Source organism: Ruminococcus sp. AF17-12, assembly GCF_003479245.1.
GTDB lineage: Bacteria > Bacillota > Clostridia > Lachnospirales > Lachnospiraceae > Blautia_A > Blautia_A fusiformis.
In genome coordinates, this window is sequence record NZ_QUGY01000002.1 from 230,193 (window position 1) to 254,969 (window position 24,777).

At 44.7% G+C, this 24,777-nt stretch carries 20 protein-coding genes; 3 read left to right on the forward strand and 17 right to left on the reverse strand.

Going from position 1 to position 24,777, the window contains the following annotated elements; translation table 11 throughout:
• Window positions 1–221 precede the first annotated feature (221 nt).
• Complete coding sequence (locus tag DWW77_RS03165) at window positions 222–1,208, forward strand: 2-hydroxyacid dehydrogenase (RefSeq protein WP_118608049.1); 987 nt, start codon at window positions 222–224, stop codon at window positions 1,206–1,208.
• A gap of 85 nt (window positions 1,209–1,293) precedes the next feature.
• Here the strand turns inward: DWW77_RS03165 and DWW77_RS03170 are convergent, their stop codons facing one another.
• Together DWW77_RS03170 and DWW77_RS03175 are read right to left on the reverse strand one after the other, a co-directional pair.
• The gene (locus DWW77_RS03170) at window positions 1,294–1,830 is read right to left on the reverse strand and encodes a ribonuclease domain-containing protein (RefSeq protein WP_118608050.1); all 537 of its coding nucleotides are present in this window, start codon (window positions 1,828–1,830) and stop codon (window positions 1,294–1,296) included.
• Window positions 1,831–1,833: 3 nt separating this feature from the next.
• Window positions 1,834–2,676: a deoxyribonuclease IV gene (locus tag DWW77_RS03175; RefSeq protein ID WP_353615802.1), complete on the reverse strand. Its 843-nt coding sequence runs from the start codon at window positions 2,674–2,676 to the stop codon at window positions 1,834–1,836.
• Window positions 2,677–2,832: 156 nt separating this feature from the next.
• On the opposite strand from DWW77_RS03175, the gene DWW77_RS03180 reads away from it, so the two are divergent.
• Window positions 2,833–4,152, forward strand: a complete 1,320-nt coding sequence (locus DWW77_RS03180) for a CapA family protein (protein WP_118608051.1) — start codon at window positions 2,833–2,835, stop codon at window positions 4,150–4,152.
• A gap of 102 nt (window positions 4,153–4,254) precedes the next feature.
• Here DWW77_RS03180 and queA read toward each other — a convergent pair whose 3' ends face one another.
• From queA to ylxM, 7 genes are read right to left on the reverse strand one after another with little or no spacing between them, the layout of a single operon-like run.
• Window positions 4,255–5,280, reverse strand: coding sequence for a tRNA preQ1(34) S-adenosylmethionine ribosyltransferase-isomerase QueA (gene queA / locus DWW77_RS03185; RefSeq protein ID WP_015525215.1), 1,026 nt, complete (start codon window positions 5,278–5,280; stop codon window positions 4,255–4,257).
• A gap of 2 nt (window positions 5,281–5,282) precedes the next feature.
• Entirely contained in the window at window positions 5,283–6,035 is a 753-nt protein-coding gene (trmD, locus tag DWW77_RS03190) for a tRNA (guanosine(37)-N1)-methyltransferase TrmD (protein WP_015525216.1), read from the reverse strand.
• Window positions 6,036–6,542 (reverse strand): ribosome maturation factor RimM, encoded by a 507-nt coding sequence (gene rimM, locus DWW77_RS03195; RefSeq protein ID WP_059085894.1) that lies wholly within the window; start codon window positions 6,540–6,542, stop codon window positions 6,036–6,038.
• A 59-nt stretch (window positions 6,543–6,601) separates the two neighbouring features.
• Window positions 6,602–6,832 (reverse strand): KH domain-containing protein, encoded by a 231-nt coding sequence (locus DWW77_RS03200; RefSeq protein WP_015525219.1) that lies wholly within the window; start codon window positions 6,830–6,832, stop codon window positions 6,602–6,604.
• 55 nt (window positions 6,833–6,887) lie between these two features.
• Window positions 6,888–7,133 (reverse strand): 30S ribosomal protein S16, encoded by a 246-nt coding sequence (gene rpsP / locus DWW77_RS03205; RefSeq protein ID WP_015525220.1) that lies wholly within the window; start codon window positions 7,131–7,133, stop codon window positions 6,888–6,890.
• A gap of 45 nt (window positions 7,134–7,178) precedes the next feature.
• Window positions 7,179–8,531 carry a signal recognition particle protein gene (gene ffh, locus DWW77_RS03210; protein ID WP_118369243.1) on the reverse strand — a complete coding sequence of 451 codons (1,353 nt, stop codon included), beginning with the start codon at window positions 8,529–8,531 and terminating at the stop codon, window positions 7,179–7,181.
• Window positions 8,532–8,534: 3 nt separating this feature from the next.
• Window positions 8,535–8,858, reverse strand: a complete 324-nt coding sequence (gene ylxM, locus DWW77_RS03215) for a YlxM family DNA-binding protein (protein ID WP_015525222.1) — start codon at window positions 8,856–8,858, stop codon at window positions 8,535–8,537.
• A 297-nt stretch (window positions 8,859–9,155) separates the two neighbouring features.
• Here ylxM and DWW77_RS03220 point away from each other — a divergent pair, with 297 nt between their 5' ends.
• Window positions 9,156–10,694 carry a PucR family transcriptional regulator gene (locus DWW77_RS03220; RefSeq protein ID WP_118608052.1) on the forward strand — a complete coding sequence of 513 codons (1,539 nt, stop codon included), beginning with the start codon at window positions 9,156–9,158 and terminating at the stop codon, window positions 10,692–10,694.
• 22 nt (window positions 10,695–10,716) lie between these two features.
• Here DWW77_RS03220 and DWW77_RS03225 read toward each other — a convergent pair whose 3' ends face one another.
• The 8 genes from DWW77_RS03225 to smc all read right to left on the reverse strand — a co-directional run bounded on the left by DWW77_RS03225 (window position 10,717) and on the right by smc (window position 24,775).
• Window positions 10,717–11,541, reverse strand: coding sequence for a TrmH family RNA methyltransferase (locus DWW77_RS03225; protein WP_118608053.1), 825 nt, complete (start codon window positions 11,539–11,541; stop codon window positions 10,717–10,719).
• A 131-nt stretch (window positions 11,542–11,672) separates the two neighbouring features.
• Entirely contained in the window at window positions 11,673–12,479 is an 807-nt protein-coding gene (locus DWW77_RS03230) for an alpha/beta hydrolase (RefSeq protein WP_015525224.1), read from the reverse strand.
• Window positions 12,480–12,795: 316 nt separating this feature from the next.
• Window positions 12,796–14,604, reverse strand: coding sequence for a Na/Pi cotransporter family protein (locus DWW77_RS03235; protein WP_118608070.1), 1,809 nt, complete (start codon window positions 14,602–14,604; stop codon window positions 12,796–12,798).
• Window positions 14,605–14,856: 252 nt separating this feature from the next.
• Window positions 14,857–16,710, reverse strand: a complete 1,854-nt coding sequence (locus DWW77_RS03240) for a DNA cytosine methyltransferase (protein WP_118608054.1) — start codon at window positions 16,708–16,710, stop codon at window positions 14,857–14,859.
• Between the two features lie 383 nt (window positions 16,711–17,093).
• Window positions 17,094–18,932 (reverse strand): glutamine--fructose-6-phosphate transaminase (isomerizing), encoded by a 1,839-nt coding sequence (gene glmS, locus DWW77_RS03245; protein WP_118608055.1) that lies wholly within the window; start codon window positions 18,930–18,932, stop codon window positions 17,094–17,096.
• Window positions 18,933–19,039: 107 nt separating this feature from the next.
• Entirely contained in the window at window positions 19,040–20,251 is a 1,212-nt protein-coding gene (gene ilvA / locus DWW77_RS03250; RefSeq protein ID WP_015525229.1) for a threonine ammonia-lyase, read from the reverse strand.
• A 6-nt stretch (window positions 20,252–20,257) separates the two neighbouring features.
• Window positions 20,258–21,196, reverse strand: coding sequence for a signal recognition particle-docking protein FtsY (gene ftsY, locus DWW77_RS03255; RefSeq protein ID WP_015525230.1), 939 nt, complete (start codon window positions 21,194–21,196; stop codon window positions 20,258–20,260).
• A gap of 18 nt (window positions 21,197–21,214) precedes the next feature.
• Window positions 21,215–24,775: a chromosome segregation protein SMC gene (smc, locus tag DWW77_RS03260; protein WP_022427035.1), complete on the reverse strand. Its 3,561-nt coding sequence runs from the start codon at window positions 24,773–24,775 to the stop codon at window positions 21,215–21,217.
• Between the last annotated feature and the right edge of the window lie 2 nt (window positions 24,776–24,777).

Here is a 24,777-nt window from a genome sequence, read left to right on the forward strand (position 1 = left end):
AGAGCATTTTCATGTATCACAACATCTGTTCCATCAGATGACAGTGCATAAAATGCTCTCTTTTTTTGTATTTCGTATAATTTTTATTTATTATGGATATCATAATTCCAAAACAAAACCATTTTTTTGATAAATTTTATCGCTTTCCCCACTTTCCAAATTCCTACTATTATGGTATTATTTTTTCGGAAAATAATTATTTCCAGAGAGGAGCAACGATTATGAAAATTTTGTTTTATGACACCAAGAGCTACGATAGGGAATTTTTTGAGAAGCTGCTTCCATCTTATCCAGGTATTGAAATTAAATTCATTGAAGCAAATATCCATGAAGAAACCGCAGCTCTTGCCCACGGCTACGATGCCATCTGTGCATTTGTAAATGCAGATCTCGGCGCACCGGTCATTGAAGAACTTCACCGCCAGGGTGTAAAACTGATCCTGATGCGCTGTGCCGGATACAATAATGTTGATCTGGAAACTACAGCAAAATGCGGGATCCAGGTGGCACGTGTTCCCGGTTATTCTCCGGAAGCAGTTGCCGAACACGCCATGGCACTGGCTCTTACCGCCAACCGGCACACCCACAAGGCATATATCAAATGCCGTGAAAACAACTTTGCACTGAACGGTCTCATGGGCGTTAACTTTTATCAGAAAACTGCCGGCATCATCGGCACCGGAAAAATCGGTCAGGCAATGGCAAAAATCTGTCGCGGCTTTGGCATGAAGGTAATTGCTTATGATCTTTTCCCTAATAAAAATCTTGACTTTCTGGAGTATGTTTCACTGGATGAACTTCTTTCCACCAGTGATCTGATCAGTCTGCACTGTCCGATGACTCCGGAAACAGAGCATCTGATCAACTCCGAAACGATTGCAAAAATGAAAGATGGTGTGATCCTTGTAAATACCTCCAGAGGTGGACTGATCAAAACAGATGATCTGATCGCAGGTATCCGTGATCACAAATTCTTCGCCGTTGGTCTGGATGTTTACGAAGAAGAATCCGCATATGTATATGAAGACATGTCAAGCAGCATTCTTCCTACTTCCACGATCCAGCGTCTTCTGTCCTTCCCAAATGTGACCATGACCTCACATCAGGGATTCTTTACGGTAGAAGCACTGACCAATATTGCGGAGACAACCCTGGAAAACGCAAAAGCTTTTATGGTTGGAGCTGAAATGAAAAATCTGGTCCACTGATCGGTCTCAGCCCTGACACACAAAATAAGCCCCTCGGATACTGATCGTTTATCTGTATCCGGGGGCTTATTTTGTTCTTTTGATTTTAATAGATCTCGTCAAAAGACTGTCCGTCATCGTCTGTGTAATAAATGCGCTTTGCATCCTGAGTGAAGATCAGCTTCTGTTTCCCTGCATCATCGAGGCTGCACTGCTGATAGGTGACGCCCTCCTCTACCGGAAGCATACTGTCTGCATTATCATAGTCTGCAGCAGTAAGATTGGAGGGTACATGGCCATACTCATAAATGTACTGGGCCACTTCATCTTTATCTGTATAGGTGCCATTTTCATCCAGTTTCTTTTCGCTCTGCGAGTCTGCTGCATCCGATGAATCGGACCCATCTGTATCTCCTGCTCCTGCAGCATTTTCAGAATCCTGCAGCTGCTCCAGGTCGCTTTCATCAGCTACTGCCATCTCATCGTCACCATTCTGGTCCATGGCCTCCACTTCATCCTCACTCAAAGGTTCCAGGTCATCCTGAAAAGCGGATTCATCATATTTTTCCTTATCTTTGCATCCTCCCAGCATCATCGCTGCCACCCCAGCAAGCACCAGGATAAAATATCTGAACTTTTTCATGGATCAATCTCCTTTCATGGAATATCGTTCTCGTAAAAGTGCAATTTCTCTTTTCCATCCTTCATCATCATTTGGTGTCTCCAGAATAAAGGGAATTCCCTCAAGAGCCGGATGGCACACCACATTCACAAGTGCATCCAGGCCGATCTGACCTTCGCCGATCTTTGCATGACGATCCTTATGACTGCCCAGTCCGTTTATACTGTCGTTAAGATGAACAGCCTTCAATCTGGAAAGGCCGATCACCCGGTCAAACTCATCAAGAACACCATCCAGATCATGGACAATATCATAACCGCCATCCCATACATGACAGGTATCCAGGCAGACACCCAGTTTATTATTTTTTTCCACCCTGTCAATGATATCACGAAGCTCCTGAAACGTTGCTCCTACTTCCGAACCCTTGCCGGACATAGTTTCCAGAAGGACGGTCGTACTCTGTTCTTCTGTAAGGACATCATTGAGGATTTCCGCAATTTTGGTAATTCCCGTCTCAGTTCCCTGCCCTACATGACTGCCCGGGTGAAAATTATAATAATTTCCCGGTGTATATTCCATACGTTTCAGATCATCTGCCATGATCTCTCTTGCAAAATCTCTCAGATTTTCTTTTGCGGCACAGGCATTCATGGTATACGGTGCATGTGCCACCAGCTTTCCAAAATGATTTTCCCTGGAAAGCTCCAGAAATCTTTCCACATCTGCAGGATCGATCTCTTTTGCCTTGCCTCCTCTGGGATTGCGGGTAAAAAAAGCAAACGTGTTTCCACCGTTTTTCAGCATCTGACGCCCCATGGCAGCATAGCCTTTGGACGAACTTGTATGATTTCCGATATATAATATCATATCAGCACCATCTCCCTGTAGTTTATATTTCTGCCTTTTGGCCTAATTATTATATCAAAAACTTCTTTTTCTGAAAAGTCCGCGATTCTTTCTTTACAATACTTACCATTCTTTCTATAATAAAGATATCTTTACATACGAAGGAGAAAAAGAATGGCAAACGACAATCAAAGGCGGCCGCCTCATGGCCATGATCCAGAGCAGGCACGCAGAGAAGCCGCCAGAGCACGGGAAGCACGGCGGAAGCATTCTGGTTCTGCATCCCGTAATTCCCGTTCACATTCCACCGGGACTCGCAGGAATGACATCAGCAAAAAATCCAGATATTACCAGGTACGCCGTCAGAAAATGTTTCTTGCAGCTGGCGGGATCCTGATCATACTTGTTCTTGTGATCATTTTTTCCGCACGTGCATGCATTTCTTCCCGGAAAGCTGCAGAAGCCGCCGCTTTGCAAAAGGCCCAGGAAGAGGAGGCCGCAAAAAAGGCAAAAGAAGAAGCTGCTGCTGTGAAAGATCCCGTTTCACTGACGCTCAGCGTAGTCGGGGACTGCACGTTGGGTACCGATGAGACCTTTGATTATGACACAAGTCTGAACGCATGCTACGATAACAACGGCAAAGATTATTTCTTTAAGAATGTAAAAAGCATCTTTGAGGCAGATGACCTGACGATCGCCAATTTTGAAGGAACTCTCACTGATTCCGATGCCAGAGAAGATAAAACCTTTGCATTTAAAGCACCCGCCGAATATGCTCAGATACTCACCAGCGGTTCCGTTGAAGCCGTAAACACTGCAAACAATCACAGCCACGATTACGGAGAGCAGAGCTACACGGATACTCTGACTGCTCTGGACAATGCGGGCATTACACACTTCGGTTATGATGATACTGCGGTTATGGACATCAAGGGGATCAAAGTTGGTCTTGTCGGAATTTATGAGCTGAAGGATCATCTTGGGCGCGAACAGCAGCTGAAAGATAATATCGCAAAGGTCAAAGCAGATGGAGCAGAGCTTATAGTTGTGATCTTCCACTGGGGCAATGAGACCGAAACAGTTCCTGATACCAATCAGATGACCCTTGGCCGTCTTGCTATCGATGAAGGTGCAGATCTGGTATGCGGCCATCATCCGCACGTACTCCAGGGAATCGAAACCTATAAAGGAAAAAACATCGTCTACAGTCTTGGCAATTTCTGTTTTGGAGGAAACAGTTCTCCAAGTGATATGGACACCATGATCTTCCAGCAGACCTTCACTGTCACCTCAGAAGGCGTACAGGCTGATAACGTGACCAATATCATTCCCTGTTCTATTTCTTCCGCAGATGGCTACAACAATTATCAGCCAACTCCTGCATCCGGAGATGAGGCATCCAGGATCAAATCCAAGATAGAGGAACGCAGTGCTGCGATTCCTGCCGCGGATTCTTCATCCGCTACATCGGAAGGCTCTGACAGTGAAGAATAAATAGCATAACAAAAAATAATATCCCAACAGATCCTGTAATAATGCATGTTTCCATGCTGCGATCCGTTGGGATATTATTTATATAAAAAGTAATTTTAAATCTTATTCGATCATCATGGCATCCCCGAAACTGAAGAAACGATATCTTTCCTTCACAGCTTCTTCATAAGCAGCCATAATATGTTCTTTTCCGGCAAGGGCTGAAACTAACATCAGAAGCGTGGACTCCGGCAGATGGAAATTAGTGATCAGTCCATCGATAGCTTTGAATTTATATCCAGGATAGATAAAGATCTCTGTCCATCCGCTTCCGGCCTTCACGATTCCATCCTCTCCGGCTGCGGACTCCAGGGTACGGCAGCTGGTAGTTCCCACAGAAATCACTCTTCCGCCGTTTTTCTTTGTATCATTGATCAGTTTTGCCTGATCTTCTTCTACAATATAAAACTCCGAGTGCATATGATGCTTTTCTACATCATCCACCTTTACCGGGCGGAAGGTTCCGAGACCTACATGCAAAGTTACATGTGCAATATTCACACCCTTCTCCTTTACTTTCTCAAGAAGCTCCGGCGTGAAGTGAAGTCCTGCGGTAGGTGCGGCAGCAGATCCCTCATTCTTTGCATATACAGTCTGATAACGGTTCTTATCCTTCAGCTTGTGGGTAATATACGGCGGCAACGGCATTTCTCCCAGCTGATCCAGGATCTCTTCGAAAATCCCCTCATAATGGAACTGGATCAGACGGTTTCCCTCATCTACAATATCAATGATCTCACCCTTCAGGATACCGTCACCAAAAGTGATCTTTGCACCGGGACGTGCTTTTTTTCCCGGCTTTACAAGACACTCCCAGATATCATTTTCGCGGCGTTTCAGAAGCAGGATCTCGATCAGCGCTCCTGTTTCTTCCTTGTGACCATAAAGACGTGCCGGGATAACCTTGGTATCATTGATCACAAGACAGTCTCCCTTATGCAGGTAATCCAATATATCGGTAAAATGACGATGTTCGATACTTCCATCTTTCAGGGACAGATGCATCAGTCTGGAAGAACTTCTGTCCTCCAGCGGATCCTGAGCGATCAGTTCCTGTGGCAGATCATAATAAAAATCTGATGTTTTCATAATTATTTTTCCACTTCCTCTTTCCACTGTTTGCGAAGCCTGCGGACCTCGTTCCACTCTTTGTTGGTCAGATCAGCTTTTGGTAAAAGATCCGGCCTCCATTTGGCTGTACGGATGATAGACTGCTCTCTTCTCCATTTATCCACATTGGCATGGTGTCCGGAAAGCAGCACCTCCGGAACCTTTTTGCCATGCCATTCCTCCGGGCGGCTGTACTGGGGATACTCCAGAAGATTCCCGGAAAAGGATTCCGTCTCACCGGATTCCTGATTATTCAGAACACCTGGTACCATTCTGGAAATAGAATCCATCATGACCATAGCCGGAAGTTCTCCACCGGTAAGTACATAATCACCAATGGAAACATAGTCTGTTACGATTTCTTCCAGAACACGCTCATCAATTCCCTCATAATGACCACAGAGGAAAACCAGGTCTTCTTCCAGGGCAAACTCTTTTGCCATATCCTGATTGAAGGTTTTTCCCTGAGGAGTCAGAAAGATCACGCGAGGTTTCCTTCCAATACGTTCTGCAATGGATTCATAAGACAGATATACCGGCTCCGCCTGCATCAGCATTCCGGCTCCGCCGCCATAAGGATAATCATCTACCTTCTGGTGCTTATTGAATGCAAAATCCCGTATATTGATCGCTTCCAGTGATAACAGTCCCTTTGTAATGGCACGGCCTGTAATACTTGTGTTCATTCCGTTCTCGATCATTTCCGGAAATAATGTAAGTACATGATAATTCATTTAAACAAGCCCTTTCATCAAATGTACAGTCATGGTATTTTTTTCCACATCCACATCAAGAACACAGTCATGGATCGCAGGAAGCAGGATTTCCTCGCCATCCACACGATCTACAATATAAACATCATTGGCGCCGGTCTCCATCACATCACGGAGCACTCCGAATTTCTCCCCATTCTCCAGAAGTACCTCCATTCCGATGAGATCCGCCACATAATATTCGTCCTCGCCAAGCTCCTGTGCCTCTTCACGTGGGATCCAAAGCTCACGGCCCTTATACATTTCAATATCATTGATGTTGTCAATGCCTTCAAACTTCAGGATCGCAAGATTTTTAAAAAACTTTACATTCTGAATATTCAGTCTGCGAAGCTCTTTTCCTGTATCCAGAAGCACATATTCAATATCAAGAAAACGCTCTGCGTCATCCGTTGTCGGAAAAACTTTTACTTCACCACGGACGCCATGGGTCGTTGTAATAACTCCTACCTTTAATAAATCTTCCATTTTTGCTCCCTTTCAGAGTAAAAACAGGAGCCATGGAATCCACAGCTCCTGTCTCTTTTTCATTGCAGAATATCTACAATCACTTTTTTGCTGCTTTTTGAAGAAGCCGCTTTCACAACAGTACGGATTGCCTTGGCAATTCTGCCCTGTCTTCCGATAACCTTACCCATATCGGCCGGTCCGACCTTCAGTTCAACAACAATCGCGTCGTCTTTTTCAGTCTCAGTAACGACTACTTCATCCGGATTTTCAACAAGAGATTTTGCAATTACTTCTACAAGTTGTTTCATTACATACCTCCTTGCTCCTGCCTCATTGAGGCCACAGATCCAAATCTGTCAGGTATTATTTCTCGATTCCGGCAAGTTTAAGAAGCTTAGCAACTACCTCTGTAGGCTGAGCACCAGCTGCAAGCCATTTTTTTGCTGCCTCTTCATCGATTTTGTATACGCTTGGGTCAAGGTTCGGATCATATGTTCCGATCTCTGCGATGCATCTTCCGTCACGTTTGCAGCGGGAATCTGCTACTACGATTCTATAGAAAGGTGCTTTCTTCTGTCCCATTCTTCTTAATCTGATCTTAACTGCCATTTTTGTTTTCCTCCAATTATCTTTCTGAAAATTTATTGTTATTTATTAAAAGGGAAGCTTAAAGCCGCCTCTTTTTCCCATATTCATCTTGCCGCCTGTTAATCCCGGCATCTGTTTCATCATCTTCTTGCTCTGCTCAAACTGCTTCACAAGACGATTTACTTCTGTAATATCCACTCCGGCGCCTCTGGCGATACGGTTCTTGCGTGAGATGTTCAAAATGTTGGGGTTACTTCTCTCCTGAGGTGTCATGGAAAGAATGATGGACTTGGTACGGTCCATAGCCTTCTCATCGATCATACCCTCGATATCCTTCATCTTACCGCCCATTCCGGGAAGCATGTTCAGGATACTGGAAATACCACCCATCTTGTTCATCTGCTCCATGCTGGTAAGATAATCATTGAAGTCGAAGTCCATTTTCTTCAGCTTCTTTTGCATCTCCTGAGCCTGTTCCTGATCCACAGATGCTTCCACCTTCTCGATCAGACTCATTACATCGCCCATTCCAAGGATCCTGGAAGCCATACGTTCCGGATAAAACTGTTCCAGATCAGAAAGCTTCTCTCCCATACCAACATAGAAGATCGGTTTGCCGGTCACAGCTTTAATAGAAAGCGCAGCGCCGCCTCGTGTATCACCGTCCATCTTAGTCAGGATCACGCCATCAATGCCGACTTTATCAGAAAAGTTCTGCGCCACATTTACTGCATCCTGTCCTGTCATGGCATCAACTACAAGCACTGTAGCATCTACATTCACATTCGCTTTGATATTCTCAAGCTCCTGCATCATATCCTCATCAATGTGAAGACGTCCTGCTGTATCGATGAGCACAACATTCTGCTGATTAGATTTCGCATGCTCGATAGCTGCTTTTGCAATATCCACGGGATTCTGCTTATCTCCCATAGAAAAGACCTCGACGCCCTGTTTCTCACCGTTTACCTGCAGCTGTGTGATCGCTGCCGGACGGTAAACATCACAGGCCACAAGCAGTGGTCTCTTTCCCTTGGATTTCAGTTTGCCTGCCAGCTTGGCAACCGTCGTTGTCTTACCTGCACCCTGAAGACCGACCATCATAAGAACGGTAAGATCCATTCCCGGTTTGATCGGAAGCTCTGTTGTCTCACTTCCCATCAGGTTGACCAGCTCATCATTTACGATCTTGATCACCATCTGTCCCGGATTCAGACCATTCATAACATCCTGTCCGATAGCCTTTTCCTGAACGGATTTCGTAAACTGCTTAACGACCTTAAAGTTAACATCCGCTTCCAGAAGCGCCATCTTAACTTCCTTCAATGCTACCTTGACATCAGCCTCTGTGAGACGACCCTTGCCCTTCAGCTTCTTAAATACATTCTGCAGTTTATCTGTTAAACTCTCAAATGCCATTGATCATAACTCCTCTAATATCACATTGGAAATCGCCGCAATATCTTCGGCGTGGTACTTGTCAGCCAGTTCATGGATCTTTATGACCTGACTGCGGATGTTCAGGAATTTCTCGACCAGATGAAGCTTCTCTTCATATTCTTCCAACGTCCGATTGCACCGTCTGATCATATCATGCACACCTTGTCTGCTGATGCCAAGTTCCTCAGCAACCTCACTTAAGGAATAATCCTCAAATACCACACTGGTATACACCTGCCGCTGCCTCTCTGTCAGAAGCTCTCCATAAAAATCAAATAAAAATGTCTGCTCTACAAATTTCTCCATCTGTAATCACCTTGGCTATCATACACGATTCCATCATACCTGTCAAGGGTTTTTGCTTTACAAATTTATTTTTTCCTGAATTTCACAAAAAAAGACCGGAAAAGCACTTTTCTGCTGGGTTTTGCAGGCTTTTCCGACCTTTGTTATTCTATTTGCTTCTTATTAATAGAAGGCTTGTTTCTGCACTTGTTTTTTCCTTATGATTCTATTATACTGTAAATCAAAAGAATCACAATTCCACATAACACGGCTATTATTCCTGTTTTTTCCTACAAAATATAGGAGGGAGGATTTTCCTTGAAACTCAGTGCAAAACTCATCTGCTATCATTTACAGAAATCTTTTCCCATGCATACATCCAGGCTGGATACATTCCCCACCCTTTCCTGCCCTTCCCGCTTTGAAAAGAACACCTCTCTTCAGGATGGGCGTGTTTACCTTATCACAGATCCGGATTTTCAGCTCACTTTTCATCATCCCAAAAATATTCTGTTCCTGATGATTGGAAAAATCTATCAGAACTACGAATTAACTCAGCCAAACATGTGTATCATCCCTGAAGATATTCCAGTCAATATTGTCTTTAACAGGATTCAGGATATTTTTATCCTATATGATCAGTGGAATCAGTCCCTGATGGATTCCCGTCTCCGGAACGCATCTATCCAGGAGCTTCTGGATCTTACAGCTTCCATTATTCCCAATCCAATGATGCTGATCGGTATGGATTTTACTATCATTGCCTCCAGAGACTGGAATCTAAGTGATCTTTCCAATTCTGTTTTGGGTTCCACTGAAAATTCCTGGGCTATTGTGGACAGCCTGAAGCAGGATCCTCATTACGAAGAGGCTTTTTATAAAACCGGATATTTTTATTATCCGGGAAATGGCCTTACTGCTCCTTCTCTTTGCGTAAATATCTCCAATAATGATAAAGCAGTATACAGGCTGATGTTTTCCGAAGGTGAGGTTCCCCTGGATGATACGTTTGGTTTTGTTCTGGAGTACCTTTCCCAGATGGTATCCCATGCACTTTCCACAGGAATCATGCACAGCCGGGATAAAGCTTTTCCTCTGCATCAGATTTTTATGTCCATTCTGACTGATCCCGGAGCTGATTATGTAAAAGTCAGTCAGCAGCTGACAAATGTAGGGTGGCTTTCTTCCCATATATATCAATGTATTTTGATCCAGACCGGGCTGATCGACCAGAAAAATCTGACCCTCAATGCCATCTGTAATTATCTTGAAAATACGATCCCGGCCAGCTGTGCTACCGAATATAAAGGAAATGCGGTGCTTTTTATCAATCTGGATCTCTGCACTCTGACTATCCATGAGATTTCCGATAAGATCGAGGGTTTTATCAAAAGCAGCATGTTAAGCGCCGGATACAGCCGGAAGATGCTTGGACATTTCAATTTCCACCGGCAATACACGCAGGCTTCTGTTACCCTGCAGGTTGGAAAACGCAAAAATCCCGCAGAAAGTATCCACTATTTTGACTCCATCGCTCTGCCCTATATTCTGGAACAGGCAACCAAAAAGCTTCCTGCTTACATGGTCTGTCACGAAAAGCTTCTGTCAATGAAATATAAGGATGAGGCAAAGCAATCTCATCTCTATGAAACACTACGTTGTTTTCTGGAGCACAACCAGAACATTTCTCATACTGCCAGCGCTTTATTTATCCACAGAAGTACTCTTCTTTATCGTCTGGATAAGATCAAAGCTTTTCTGGATTCAGATCTTACAGACAGAAACGAGATCCTGTATCTGTTGCTTTCTTTTCATCTGATGGATATGGAAGAAGAAAACCGGAATGCAAGATCATAAAAACGGGAACTCTCTTAAATATTTAGCGTTTTCCCAGCTGCCAAAATGCAACTGCACTGGCTGCCGCCACATTCAGTGAATCCACACCGTGTGCCATTGGAATACATACTGTATAATCACAGTCCGCAATGGTCTTCGAAGCAAGGCCATCCCCCTCTGTTCCAAGAACTACTGCCAGTTTTTCTTCTGCCATCAGATGAGGATCATCAATATCAAAGGAATCCTCCCTAAGAGCCATGGCTGCCGTCTTAAATCCCATCGCTTTCAGAGACCGGATTCCTTCCGTTTTCCACTCTGTTTTTTCATCAAAAAATGTCCATGGTATCTGGAATACGGTTCCCATGCTGACACGGATCGCACGGCGGTACAATGGATTGCTGCACCCCGGTGTCAGCAGCACCGCATCCATCCCAAGAGCCGCCGCAGAACGAAAGATCGCGCCTATATTAGTAGGATTTACCACATTTTCCAGAACTGCGATCCTGCGGGCATTTTTGCATACATCGACTATATCAGGAAGCGCCGGCCGGCGCATTGCACAGAGCATTCCTCTTGTCAGCTTGAATCCAGTCAGCTGCGTCAACACATCAAATTCTGCCGTATAAACCGGGATGTCTCCACAACGACGGATCAGTTCTTTTGCCTCACCCTCAACATGTTTATGTTCCACCAGAAAAGAAATCGGCTGGCACCCGGAATCCAAAGCTCTCTCAATAACCTTCGGGCTCTCCGCAATAAAGATCCCCTTCTCCGGTTCTGCCCGGTTCAAAAGCTGTATCTCCGAGATCCTGGCATATACATCCAGCTCCGGAGCGTTGAAATCTGTGATTTCTATGATATTTGACATGGTTATTTTTCTCCTGTTCTATCTTCTTGTTTTCATCCTGCTATTGTAACAGAATCTCTTTGCAAAAGAAAGCCAGGTGTTATATGTTTCCACCTGGCTTTGCTGCTACTTGTAAAACAATTTGTTTATATTCAGATTCTCACTTCCATCCACCGGATCATATCCCCGATCACTTCATCTTTACAATACTCATTCAGGATCTCATGAAAAAGTCCGCCGTAGATCTTCATCTGCTTGTCTTTTGATCCTGCTTCTTTAAAGAAATCATAGGTATCCTGTACACTTACCAGACCGTCTTTCTCGCCGTGTGTCATAAGGACTGGATAATGGAACTCTGCTTTTTTCTCTTTGAACCAGTCAAGTCCGTCGCAGATCGCATAGCATAACCCCGCTGTAAAGGACTGTTTATTGTATGGATCTTTTCCGTACCAGTCTACCACTTCCTGTACAGAGCATACGCCTGAACCCAGCTGATTGGCAAGGCGCGTATGTACATCCATTTCTCCCGGCACACCACGTATCAGATTGCCGTTATCTGCGGTTAGCGCACCACTGGTAATGATCCCCCGGAGCTTTTTGTCCGGATATTTGGCTCCGTACAGAGAAACCGTAAATCCGCCCATGCTGTGTCCCAGAAGAAATACCGGAATATCTGGATTTTCCTCAATTGCCATATCCACAACTACGTTGGTGTCGTCCAGAAGCTCATTGAAATCTGAATAAAAAGTCTCTTCACCCTCAGACCGTCCATGTCCTCTGTGATCAAAACGATAGGTTCCGATTCCCGCCTCATGAAGTTTTTCCGCAAAATAATCGTACCTGCCCTGGTGCTCACAGAGTCCGTGGACAATCACGATCACCGCTTTATTGTCTGCTGCCGTTTCTTTTTTCAGATACAGTTTCGTTCCGTCAAACGATGTGATCATACTTTCACCCATAATAAAACCCTCCCTTTTCTTTCTGCGAGATACATATCCCCATTATATGTCTCACGCTATCTGATAGGTTTATCATATCATGAAATCTGTATTTTGATAACCCTTATTCGTAATTATCAGCAATTATATGTTTTTTTACAAAAAGTAATAAAAAATAAAGGGGTGACATATTTTGTTCTCTGAACTATAATCACCTCAGTACAAAGGGGCTGTCGCACTAAAAAATTAGTGCGACAGCCCTTTCTTTTTTCATTGTTAGGGCAAATCCCTAACAAAAACAGCAGCGGAATATCTACATTTCCGCTGCCTGAATTTCTTATTCTACTTCTTCCGGCTCCATGCTGAGCATATGGCCTTCCTGATTTCCAATATCATATTTCTGTCCGTATTCCTTGAAATACTGGTAGTAGTCCGCACTGTTTGTGGGATAGATCTTAGAATCGTGAATATGAAGATCAGATCCTGTCTCTCCGCTCTTCATAAGTGCCACCATAGCACTTGCACAGTGAGTTGCGATACGACAGAAACTGTTGAGGATATCACTAAATACCGTTCCCTCTTCCAGTCCGCATTTGCCCTGGCTCAGTCGCTCTGCATGACGCATCTTCAGTACATCACAAAGTCCTGTGATCACAGCTCCGAGAGGTGCTACTCTCTGTGCCATTTCTTTATCGTCTTTCATGAAAGCATTGCAGGTTATATTGATATCCTCACGAACTGCCTCCATAACAACATTCAGCTCATCCCAGGCTTCCTGTGAAAAATTCGTATGGTTATCATGCATTTCATTGGACATATGAGCAATGTAAGAAGCATGATCACCGATACGCTCAAAGTCATTGATCGTATGCAGATACAGTGAAGTCTGTCTTGTCTGTGCAGAATTCATCTCTCTCTTTGTCAGCTGGATCAGATACTCTCCTAGACGACTTTCATACTTGTCGATCAGATCCTCTTTTCGCTGAACCTTATCATACTTATCCTGCTGATAATCATTCAGAAGATTCATGGCTCTGTTGACATTCTTACGGAGCTTCTTGGACATTCCGTTCATTACACGGTGACACTGTGCGATAGCAAGGGCCGGGTAATTCAGAAGACGCTCTTCCAGAAGATCAAAGTCTGCCTCATCTTCCAGATCTTCTTTGTCATCCTTCACAAGCCAGCATACCAGCTTCTCGATCTTTGGAATGAATGGAAACAGCACGATAACCGTTGCCAGACGGAACACCGTATTCAAAAGTGCGATCGCTACCGGTGTCATGGTCATATCCATAAATGTAAAATGTACAAACGCATTCACGGTATAAAAGATCACTGACCAGAGGATCAGACCAAACAGGTCATTGATCAGATATACAAGAGCAGTTCTTTTACCGTTCTTATTTGCTCCGATGGCTGAGATCAGAACTGGACATGCAGCACCAACACCGATACCAAGAACGATCGGAAATGCACTTGCAAATGTCAGGATACCGGTTACGGAAAGAGCCTGGAGCACACCGACTGTTGCAGACGCACTCTGGAGTACCGCAGTAAAAGCGATACCTACGAGAATACCTGCGATCGGATTGGAAAACATAGTCAGCATCTTGATGAACATCGGACTCTCACGCAATGGAGATACCGCACCACTCATCATCTGCATACCTGTCATCAGGATCGCAAAACCAAGCATGATATTTCCCACGTTCTTATGTAAGGTACGCTTACAGAACATACGGAAAATAATACCAACTACAGCCACAACAGCAGAAATAGTTGCTGTGGAAAGAACGCTGGCGATTCCATTGGATCCTTCAATATAAGAAAGACATAAGATCCAGCCAGTAATACTGGTTCCGATATTGGCTCCCATGATGATACCGATCGCCTGTTTCAGTTTCATCATACCGGAGTTTACAAAACCGATCACCATAACTGTCGTCGCAGAAGACGACTGGATCACACTGGTAACACCAGTACCAAGTGCGACACCCTTCAGCGGAGTATTGGTCATCTTATAAAGAAATGCTTCCAGCTTATTACCTGCTGCCAGCTTCAGACCATCGCCCATTAGGGACATACCAAACAAAAATAATGATACTCCACACAACAAAGATAAGATCATTGAAAAAATTGCCATAATTTTCTCCTTTGTCATACTCGCTTCCTGTCATAATCTGTCAGGAGCCATGTTATCCTGAAAATGCAACTTTACATTTCCTTAATCTGGATTTTTCTTATTTTTAACATTTTCCCATTTATTATGCCACATCAATTTCCATATTACAACAACAGATTTATTTCGAAAATAAAAAAAATCGAAGGCAGCGGATCATCTTCCAAAACTCTGCCTTCGAAATGAGTATTTTTGAGTTATTTTTCACAAAATTTTTTATTTTTCCAGGCGCATCAGCATATCATCCAAAATATTTTCCAGGTACTCTCCCGTTGTTCTTTCCCCTTCTTTTTTTATCTGGAGCATCGCTTTCAAATCTTCATCGGACAGGCAGATGATCAGTTTCCCGCTTTCCCGTAGACTTCCCCGTGCAGCCATTTTCGCATGTTTATCCGCTCCTTTTCTGGAAATAATGATCGCAACTTTACGGAGAGCTTTTTCGTACAGATATTTTTCTGTAGTGTAAATTTCCCTCTGAGTAATAGGCTTTTCATAGTTTTTAAACTCGAACACGATATATTTCGTAGAAAAATACTTACAGATCGTGTCAAAAAAATCCTGTGTCACCCCGTTTTTGATCTTACAGCACATGTCAAAACGATACAGATTTTCCTCTGTTGTCTTCTGCTGCTCCCACAAAGTCAGATATTCTCCAAGGATATATTTCAGAATAGAAACACAAAGTTCCTCATATTTCTTGAAAGCTGCACTACCGGTCTCCAACACTTTTAACTGCGCTATATAGCTGTCAGCAACCGATTCCGGATCCGTATTCTCCATCTGGCTGCTTTCCTCAAAGATAAAAGGCTCCGGTCTCTCCGGTTCTATGTTTTCCACCGAATAATTCAGAATCGAGATCAGTTCGTTCTTCAGTTCCGGATAGTCCTCAAAGAGCCACAGCACATTTCGGATGTCCCAGACATATCCAAGCTTCGCCTCTTCGTACTTTCTCTTAGTCTCATCAGAGACCAGATTCGCCACTACACAGATATTTTGTAATGGCAGATCCTTTTTCTGATCTGACACTGCTTTTCCAACCAGACGGCTATAACTCTGCAACCGTTTAAGTGTAGCGATTTCTTTGGAATCACTGTACATTCTGGTCATAAAGACCCATTCATCGCTTTGGAAAGAAACCCCTTTATATGTAAGGTATTTTTCAAAAAGCTGCTTAAAGCGGGCCATATTTTCCCAGTTTTTCATCTGCACATCACCCTCTGAATTTATATAGGGTTCTACGCAGAGATTGCGAACGACCTGTTCTGTCACTTTTATGTTCGGCGCATATATCAGGCTTCTGTACATCCGGCTTTTGTTTGGCACAGAACGTGGAAAATCTTCCGGAAATCCCTTTAATCTGGCTATTTCTTTGTGTGTGATCTTATGATAGACGCCATGGATACGGATCAGCGGCATTTTTATCAGATTCAGACGAACCTGCCCGGATTCCCGATAACCGCCTTTTTCCCAACACAAAACGCTGTCACCGGCATGCGAAGCATCAATCTTCTCTTTCGCAAAATCAATTCTGTAATACCAGGAATCCTGTGGATTTATTTCCACCCAGCCATCCAACAGGATACTACTCTTATGGACCTGCACCGGCATGATCATATCCGAAGCATTCACTCTTTTTGAAACAATATATGCAAATTCTTCCCGCAGCGGAAATGCAGTAACCTCCGAACTCTGGATATTTTTATGCGTGATATGGTATCCATATTCTTGCAGCTGAAAAATGTGCTCCTTTATGAACCCTTTCCATAATTGCTTTTTCATAACAAAAAGAATGACCGGCGGTCGTCTTCTTTGCACCAGGGTCAAACTATAAAACACCTCTTCTGCTTTCGACTGCGTCAGATCAAAAGCCCAGACATCACTGTCCGGAACTGTGGCAGGATCTATGGAAGAAAGGCTGCATGCAGTTACATTTTGACTTATATTTTCCTGATAGATCTCTATCACTTTTCTGTCCGGCTCATATGCTTTCAAAATCTCATAACCGGCATTTTGAAAACCAAGAGTCAGCGCACCGATACCGGCATTAAAGATCACCACTGTATTCTTCATATATTTTTTCCTATCTTATTATTTGTACTGTGACAGCAGCTCCAAAAGCTTACCACTGTTGATTGGTTTGTTATAATTGATCCCCACAAGCCAGGATATTCCCTGTACATTTCTGTAAAGACTCCGGATAATTTTTCTCCTTTATCTGCTCTATGGCTGTCCGGGCACTCTGGTTTCAGTTCAATCTCCTCTCTGGCACTACCGGCATAAGCATGTACCCGTCACCCCTTCTTAATATCCCCTGAAAAGCAAAATAATTTCACAGCATCATATGTCTATATGATACCATGAAACTATTTTTGCGTAAAGATTTTATAAAAAAGCCTCAGAGTATTTTCGCATATACATACTCTGAGGCTTTCTCTATAGTCCATATATATTTTTTACTCCACTGTCACGCTCTTCGCCAGATTTCGTGGCTTATCCACATCCAGGCCTTTGGCTACGCTTACGTAGTAGCCCAGAAGCTGAAGCGGGATCACTGCCAGGGATGTTGCAAAGTGCGGGTCTGTTTTCGGGATGTAGACGGTGAAGTCTGCGGTATCCTCGATATTGTAATTGCCAAATGTGGTCAGGCCCATAAGGTAGGCGCCACGGCTCTTACACTCAACCATATTGCTGACTGTTTTTTCGTAGAGATCCGGCTGGGTCAGCACACCGATCACAAGAGTCCCGTCTTCGATCAGGGAGATCGTTCCGTGTTTCAGCTCTCCGGCAGCATAGGCTTCAGAATGAATGTAACTGATCTCTTTCATCTTCAGACTGCCCTCCAGGCTGATAGCGTAATCAATTCCTCTTCCTACAAAGAAAGCATCTTTTACATTTGCCTGTTTTGAGGCAAACCACTGGATACGCTCTTTATCTTCCAGGATCTTACAGATCTTATCCGGAAGTGTCTGCAGTTCACTGATATAATTGCTGTAGGCTTCTTCTGTGATCGTTCCTCTTACCATTGCAAACTGGATCGCCAGTGTATAAGCTGCGATCAGCTGTGTGCTGTACGCCTTGGTAGTAGCTACAGAAATCTCCGGTCCGGCCAGAGTATAAAATACATTATCAGCCTCACGTGCAATGGAAGATCCCACTACATTAACGATTCCCAGTGTATGAATGCCATTTTCCTTACATTTACGAAGTGCTGCAAGGCTGTCTGCTGTTTCACCGGACTGGCTGATAATCACTGCAAGGCTGTTGGTGTTAAGGGCCATTTTTCGGTAACGGAATTCGGAAGCGAGCTCTACCCTTACCGGGATCTGTGCAAGATCCTCGATCACATACTGTGCTGCCATTCCTACGTGATACGCGGAGCCGCAGGCTATGATATAGATCTGCTGGATGTTCCGGATGCTTTCTTCTTCCAGGCCAACTTCACTGAGGTCGATCTTTCCATCCTTGAGCACGGAATTCAACGTATCCAGTACTGCCTTTGGCTGTTCATGGATCTCTTTCATCATGAAATGCTCATATCCGGCTTTTTCCGCTGCTTCTGCATCCCATTCAATGGTTTTCAGCTCTTTCTCGATCTCATCTCCATCAAGATTGTAGAAGGTGACTTCGCCTTTTTTCACACGCGCCATCTCCAGATTGCCGATATAATATACATTGCGGGTGTATTTCAGGATCGCCGGTACGTCAGAAGCGATAAAGGATTCATCTTCTGCCACTCCAAGGATCATGGGGCTGTCTTTTCTGGCTACATATATTTCACCCGGATAATCCTTGAACATGATCGCAAGGGCATAGGAACCACGGATACGTACCATGGAATGTGTGATGGCATCCACCGGTGTTCCCTCATATTTCTTGTAATAATAATCGATCAGCTTGACTGCTACCTCGGTATCGGTCTCAGAATAGAAAGTATAGCCTTTACGGGTGAGCTTATTTTTCAGTTCCTGATAGTTCTCAATGATGCCGTTGTGGACTGCTACGATATTACCGTCGTCTGTCATATGCGGATGTGCATTGTTCTCAGAAGGTTCACCATGAGTTGCCCATCTGGTATGACCGATACCACAGGTTCCCGGTACAGTCTCTCCGCCGTTTGTCTTTTCTGACAGAACTTTCAGTCTTCCCTTGGCTTTGATCACTTCCGTCTCGTCCCCGCCGTCACGTACGGCGATTCCAGCGGAATCATATCCTCTGTATTCCAGCTTGGAGAGTCCATCTAAAAGGATCGGAGCTGCCTGGTGTCTACCTGTAAATCCTACAATTCCACACATATTTATCTGTCCTTTCTGTCTATGTAGGTATTTTCGCAAAAGACCGGGCTGTTACATCATATGCAACAGTCCGGTCAGAAGTTTCAGTTATTGCAATATAACACGTCCTACAGTATAGCACGTACCACTCTCGGTTTGCAACCCGCTTTTTCCAGAGCTGCAACGATCTGATTCTTATGATCTGTTCCGAATGCTTCCATAGTGATCCGAAGTTCTACGGCTGCATTTCGGTTGGTACTTACAAACTGGTTATGATCCAGTTTGATAACATTACCCTGATTTTCAGCGATCACACTTGCAACACGTACCAGTTCACCTGGCTTATCCGGAATAAGTACGGATACGGTAAAGATACGGTCACGCTGGATCAGTCCGTGCTGTACAACCGATGACATGGTGATCACATCCATATTTCCACCGCTTAAGATGGAAACGATCTTCTTATTCTTTACATCCAGATGACGGAGAGCGGCTACAGTAAGAAGTCCGGAGTTCTCTACGATCATCTTGTGGTTTTCTACCATATCCAAAAAAGCCACGATCAGCTCATCATCATCGATGGTAATGATATCGTCCAGATTTTCCTGGATATATGGGAAGATATTTTTTCCCGGAGTCTGTACTGCAGTACCATCTGCAATAGTATTTACGTGAGGAAGCGTTACGACCTCCCCTTTCTCCAGGGATGCCTTCATACATGCTGCGCCTGCCGGCTCAACACCGATGACTTTGATGTGTGGGTTCAGAAGCTTCGCAAGTGTAGAAACACCTGTAGCAAGTCCGCCCCCTCCGATCGGTACCAGAATGTAATCTACAAGCGGAAGTTCCTGTACGATCTCCATGGCGATAGTTCCCTGACCGGTTGCTACTGCCGGATCGTCAAATGGATGGATAAAGGTATATCCTTTTTCTTCTGCAAGGGCAAGTGCGTGTGCGCAGGCTTCGTCATACACGTCGCCGTGAAGGATAACCTCCGCACCGTAACTCTTGGTGCGCTCTACCTTGATCAGTGGTGTGGTAGTTGGCATGACAATGACTGCTTTTACTCCATATTTATGTGCAGCATAAGCAACACCCTGGGCATGATTTCCTGCAGATGCAGTGATCAGACCTTTGTTCCTCTCTTCGTCAGAAAGTGTGCTGATCTTGTAATATGCGCCACGCACCTTATATGCACCGGTACGCTGCATATTCTCTGGCTTCAGATAAACCTTATTTCCCGTCATATCTGAGAAATAACTGCTGTATATCAGCTTTGTTTCCTGTGTCACTTCTTTTACTTTTGCTGCCGCTTCCTCAAAGCTCTCTAATGTAAGCATTTGTATTTAGCTCCTTTCTTCTACGTCAAAGAGGGCGTTTACAAATGCGTCTGCATCAAATTTCTGCAGGTCATCGATACTTTCGCCTACTCCGATGTATTTTACTGGTATGTCAAGCTCAGACTGGATCGCTACTGCGATTCCGCCCTTGGCTGTACCATCAAGTTTGGTAAGAATGATTCCGGTAACGTTTGCGACCTCGGCAAACTGTCTTGCCTGGGAAAGCGCATTCTGGCCCGTGGTTCCGTCAAGAACTACCAGCGTTTCCAAATATGCTTCCGGATACTCACGTTCCAGAATACGGTAAATCTTGCGAAGCTCTTCCATAAGGTTTTTCTTATTATGAAGTCTTCCTGCGGTATCGCAGATCAGAATATCTGCATTTCTGGCTTTGGCTGCTGCCACTGCATCATAGACAACAGATGCCGGATCTGCTCCGTCCTGGCCGCCGATGATCTCAACGCCTGCACGGTTGGCCCACTGTGTCAGCTGCTCCCCGGCTGCCGCACGGAAGGTATCTGCAGCTCCGAGGATGACCTTTTTTCCCTGATCCTTTAATTTACCGGCCAGCTTGCCTACAGAGGTAGTCTTACCTACTCCATTGACACCGATCACAAGGATCACGGATTTCCGGTTCTCAAACTCATATTCTGTGCTTTCTACCTGCATCTGTTTTTTGATGCTGTCGATCAGAAGCTGTTTGCACTGGGACGGCTCCTTGATATGCTGCTCAGCAACCTGCTCCTTTAAATGCTCCAGAATGGAGGTGGTTGCGTTAATGCCGATATCTCCCATGATCAGGATCTCTTCCAGTTCTTCATAAAAATCATCATCAATACTGGAAAAACCGCTGAAAATGGAATCAAATCCGGCAACGATATTGTCTCGCGTTTTGGTAAGTCCACTTACCAGACGTTTAAAAAATCCTTTTTTTTCTTCTGCCATACTGATTCATCCCCTCTGCTACTGGGTAAGCTGGTTCTCTACTAAATCTACGGATACCAGCGTGGATACCCCTTTTTCCTGCATGGTAATTCCATAAAGCCTGTCTGCTGCATTCATGGTACCACGTCTATGTGTTATTATAATAAATTGTGTGTTCTTCGTCAACTTCTGAAGATATCCCGCAAAACGTCCTACATTGGAATCATCCAGTGCAGCCTCGATCTCATCCAGAAGACAGAATGGTGAAGGCTTCAGATTCTGGATCGCAAAAAGAAGTGCAATGGCTGTCAGTGCTTTTTCTCCACCGGAAAGCTGCATCATGTTCTGAAGTTTTTTTCCGGGCGGCTGGGAAATGATCCGGATCCCTGCCTCAAGGATATCCTCGTCTTCCGCAAGTTCCAGAGTTCCCCGGCCTCCGCCGAACAGTTCTTTGAAGGCTTTATCAAATTCTTTCTGGATCTCTCCGAATTTTTCGGTGAACTGCTTCCGCATGCCCTCATCCAACTCCTGGATGATCTGTTCCAGCGTTTTTTCCGCCTCCAAAAGATCGTTGTACTGACCGCTTAAGAACGTATGCCGTTCCAGAAGTTCTTTGTAATCCTCAATGGCATTGACGTTGACAGAGCCAAGAGCTCGGATCTCGTCCTTTAATTTATGGATCTGCTGCTTCATCACATGCCTGTCATTCATTTCTTCTTTCCTGTACTGCAAGGCATTATTCGGAGTGATCTCGTATTCTTCCCACATATAGGAAATCCTTGCTTCCCGGTTCTCTTCGATCTTTTCTGCCTGAGTCTTCAGTCGGAAGCATTCTTTGTCCAGAAGACTGATCTGGCCAGACAGCTCATCACGCTTTTCAAAAAACTCCTTATGGCTTTTTGTGCGCTCTTCCTTTTCCTGCTGCCATTTTTCCAGCTGTTTTGCAGCCGCCTCTTCTTTTGCGGCAAAGCCTTCGATCTCCTTACGGACCTTGTCGATCGTCTTTCTCTTTTCTGCAGTTTCCTGGCTGCCTTTTTCCAGAGAATCCAGAATTTCTTCCCTCTCTTTCGAAAGAACTTCGATCTCCTCTTTCAGACGCCGCAGATTTTCCTTTATGAAGCTTTCCTTCTGCTGGGATGCAGATGCGTCAAGACGAATCCTTTCCAGCTTCTCTGAAGTCTCCGCTTCGTCCTTTTTCCAGTCCTCCAGTTCCTTCTGCCGGGTCTCGATAAACGTTTCCAGCTCTTCCTCATCCCTTTTGGATGCTTCAAGTTCCTGCGTGATCTTTATGTTATCTGCCTGCATGTCTCTTGCCTGAAGACGGATCTCCTCCTGCTCCCTCTCAATCCTGGTATAACCGCCGCGGATCTCCTCCGCTTTTTTCTCCAGCTGTTCAATGTTCAACCTGGCTGTATTCTGCTGAATGGATTGTTCCTGAAATTTCTGCTGCAGCGCCGCCACAGCATCACGCATCTCATTTCTTCTGCTGCGGTTATCTTCCATGGACTGTCGGATCTCATGATACCCGGCTGCCAGCTCTTTTACCTTCTTTTCCAGTTCCTCGATCTCACGACGACGCCCAAGAAGATTGCTGTTGTTCTTAAAAGCTCCACCGGTCATGGAACCGCCTGGACTTAAGGATTCTCCCTCCAACGTTACCATACGGATACTGTGTCGGTATTTTCTGGCAATGGCAATAGCATGATCGATATGATCCACCACCAGCACTCTGCCAAGAAGATACCCGATCAGACCGTCATATTCCTTCTCTGCAGTTACCAGGCCACTGGCAAGACCAATAGCTCCCGGTTCGTTCAAAGCACCTCTCTGATTAAACTCGCCTCTTGAAGAAATGCTGTTTAACGGGAGAAAAGTCGCACGACCATACCGGTTTTTCTTCAGGAATTCGATCATCTGCTTAGCAGTCTGCTCGTTATCCGTAACGATATTCTGAATACTTCCGCCAAGAGCTGTCTCAATAGCGATCTCATAATTTTTTTCAACGTGAATGATATCCGCCACTACGCCACGGATCCCAGGAACATGATTCTTCTGTTCCATGACACGGCGGATACTGTTTCCATATCCATCATAACGTTCTGTGATATTGCGGAGGGATTCCAGTCTGGATGCCTCTCTATGATAGGACGTCTGTTCCTTTTCCAGCTGTGTATTCTGCTGTTTAAGGGTTTCCTGAATGGCATGTATCTCTTTTGTAAGACGGCTGCCTTCTTCTCTGGTTTCCTGAATGGCTTTCGTGATAGTGTCGTATTCCTTCTGTGCCTGATCGATCGCTGACTGCTGCTCCTCTTCCTGGGTTTTCAGGGAAAGGATCCTCTGACTGATTCCTGCTTTCCGGATATCCAGCTGCTCCTTCATGGCATCAAAACGCTGTGCCTTACCTTTGGTGTTTGCACGGGAATTAAGGATTTCAATGATCTCATTCTTACCATCTTCCACTGCCTGGGTGCATTCTTCGATGCTGCTCTGGATATTGTCCATTTTTTTCTGCTCGTCAGCAAGTTTTCTGTCGATCTCCCGTAAATTTGCCTGAAGATCTGCTTTTTGCTCTTCCAGAGCCTTCTGGTCTGCAGATTTTTTCTCCGTATCTTCCTGAACTGCTAAAAGACGGCTGCGATAATGACTGTCATTCTGCTCTCCTGCCAGGATCTGTTCATGAAGAACATTGATCTCACCGGACAGCTGTTGTTTACGGATAGCACGATCCCGGCTTTCTTCCCGCAACGCCTCCATCCGCTCATTCAGCTCTTCCAGTATTTTTTCCAGACGTTCATATTCATCCTTGGTACGACTATGAGCATCCTGGGCTTCTTTTAACTGATTTTCTGCGATCCTGGTTTTTTCTTCCAGCTCGCGGATCAGATTTCCGGTGTGTTCATATTCCAGGAGGAACATATTTATATCCAGCTCTTTCAGATTTTCTCTTTTTGCCAGATATATTTTTGCAGTCTCAGACTGACGTTCCAGCGGTTCCAGCTGCTTGGTCAGCTCACTTAAGATGTCCGTGACACGGACCAGATTCTGTTGTTCTTCCTCAAGCTTCTTCAGTGTGGTATTTTTTCGTCTTTTAAATTTGACGATCCCGGCTGCCTCGTCAAAAAGCTCTCGGCGTTCTTCGGGTTTTCCACTTAAGATCTTATCGATCTGACCCTGTCCGATGATGGAATATCCTTCTTTTCCGATACCGGTATCATAGAACATCTCATTGATGTCCTTTAAACGACAGGAGCTGCCGTTGATGCGGTATTCGCTCTCACCGGAACGATACAGTCTTCTGGTAACGGTTACTTCTTCAAAATCCACCGGGAGCTTGTGATCACTGTTATCAAGTGTAATAGCCACGGACGCAAAGCTCAGAGGCTTGCGAAGCTCCGTTCCTGAAAAGATAACATCCTGCATATTCCCGCCTCGAAGCTGCTTGGCGCTCTGTTCTCCCAGAACCCAGCGGACTGCATCGCCAACATTACTTTTTCCGCTGCCGTTAGGTCCTACGATGCCGGTGATCCCGTTATGAAATTCAAAATTTATTTTCTGTGCAAAGGATTTAAATCCCTGCACCTCTATATTTTTCAGATACATTG

What these genes read in the sequence shown, in the direction of transcription:
- DWW77_RS03200 (WP_015525219.1), bottom strand. Translation starts at nt 6,832, where the DNA reads ATGAAACAACTTGTAGAAGTAATTGCAAAATCTCTTGTTGAAAATCCG.
- ilvA (WP_015525229.1), bottom strand. Translation starts at nt 20,251, where the DNA reads ATGCTTACATTAGAGAGCTTTGAGGAAGCGGCAGCAAAAGTAAAAGAA.
- DWW77_RS03230 (WP_015525224.1), bottom strand. Translation starts at nt 12,479, where the DNA reads ATGGGTGAAAGTATGATCACATCGTTTGACGGAACGAAACTGTATCTG.
- glmS (WP_118608055.1), bottom strand. Translation starts at nt 18,932, where the DNA reads ATGTGTGGAATTGTAGGATTTACAGGTAGACACCAGGCAGCTCCGATC.
- ffh (WP_118369243.1), bottom strand. Translation starts at nt 8,531, where the DNA reads ATGGCATTTGAGAGTTTAACAGATAAACTGCAGAATGTATTTAAGAAG.
- DWW77_RS03165 (WP_118608049.1), top strand. Translation starts at nt 222, where the DNA reads ATGAAAATTTTGTTTTATGACACCAAGAGCTACGATAGGGAATTTTTT.
- DWW77_RS03225 (WP_118608053.1), bottom strand. Translation starts at nt 11,541, where the DNA reads ATGTCAAATATCATAGAAATCACAGATTTCAACGCTCCGGAGCTGGAT.
- DWW77_RS03170 (WP_118608050.1), bottom strand. Translation starts at nt 1,830, where the DNA reads ATGAAAAAGTTCAGATATTTTATCCTGGTGCTTGCTGGGGTGGCAGCG.
- DWW77_RS03180 (WP_118608051.1), top strand. Translation starts at nt 2,833, where the DNA reads ATGGCAAACGACAATCAAAGGCGGCCGCCTCATGGCCATGATCCAGAG.
- queA (WP_015525215.1), bottom strand. Translation starts at nt 5,280, where the DNA reads ATGAAAACATCAGATTTTTATTATGATCTGCCACAGGAACTGATCGCT.
- DWW77_RS03235 (WP_118608070.1), bottom strand. Translation starts at nt 14,604, where the DNA reads ATGGCAATTTTTTCAATGATCTTATCTTTGTTGTGTGGAGTATCATTA.
- ylxM (WP_015525222.1), bottom strand. Translation starts at nt 8,858, where the DNA reads ATGGAGAAATTTGTAGAGCAGACATTTTTATTTGATTTTTATGGAGAG.
- ftsY (WP_015525230.1), bottom strand. Translation starts at nt 21,196, where the DNA reads ATGGCAGAAGAAAAAAAAGGATTTTTTAAACGTCTGGTAAGTGGACTT.
- rimM (WP_059085894.1), bottom strand. Translation starts at nt 6,542, where the DNA reads ATGGAAGATTTATTAAAGGTAGGAGTTATTACAACGACCCATGGCGTC.
- smc (WP_022427035.1), bottom strand. Translation starts at nt 24,775, where the DNA reads ATGTATCTGAAAAATATAGAGGTGCAGGGATTTAAATCCTTTGCACAG.
- trmD (WP_015525216.1), bottom strand. Translation starts at nt 6,035, where the DNA reads ATGAATTATCATGTACTTACATTATTTCCGGAAATGATCGAGAACGGA.
- DWW77_RS03240 (WP_118608054.1), bottom strand. Translation starts at nt 16,710, where the DNA reads ATGAAGAATACAGTGGTGATCTTTAATGCCGGTATCGGTGCGCTGACT.
- rpsP (WP_015525220.1), bottom strand. Translation starts at nt 7,133, where the DNA reads ATGGCAGTTAAGATCAGATTAAGAAGAATGGGACAGAAGAAAGCACCT.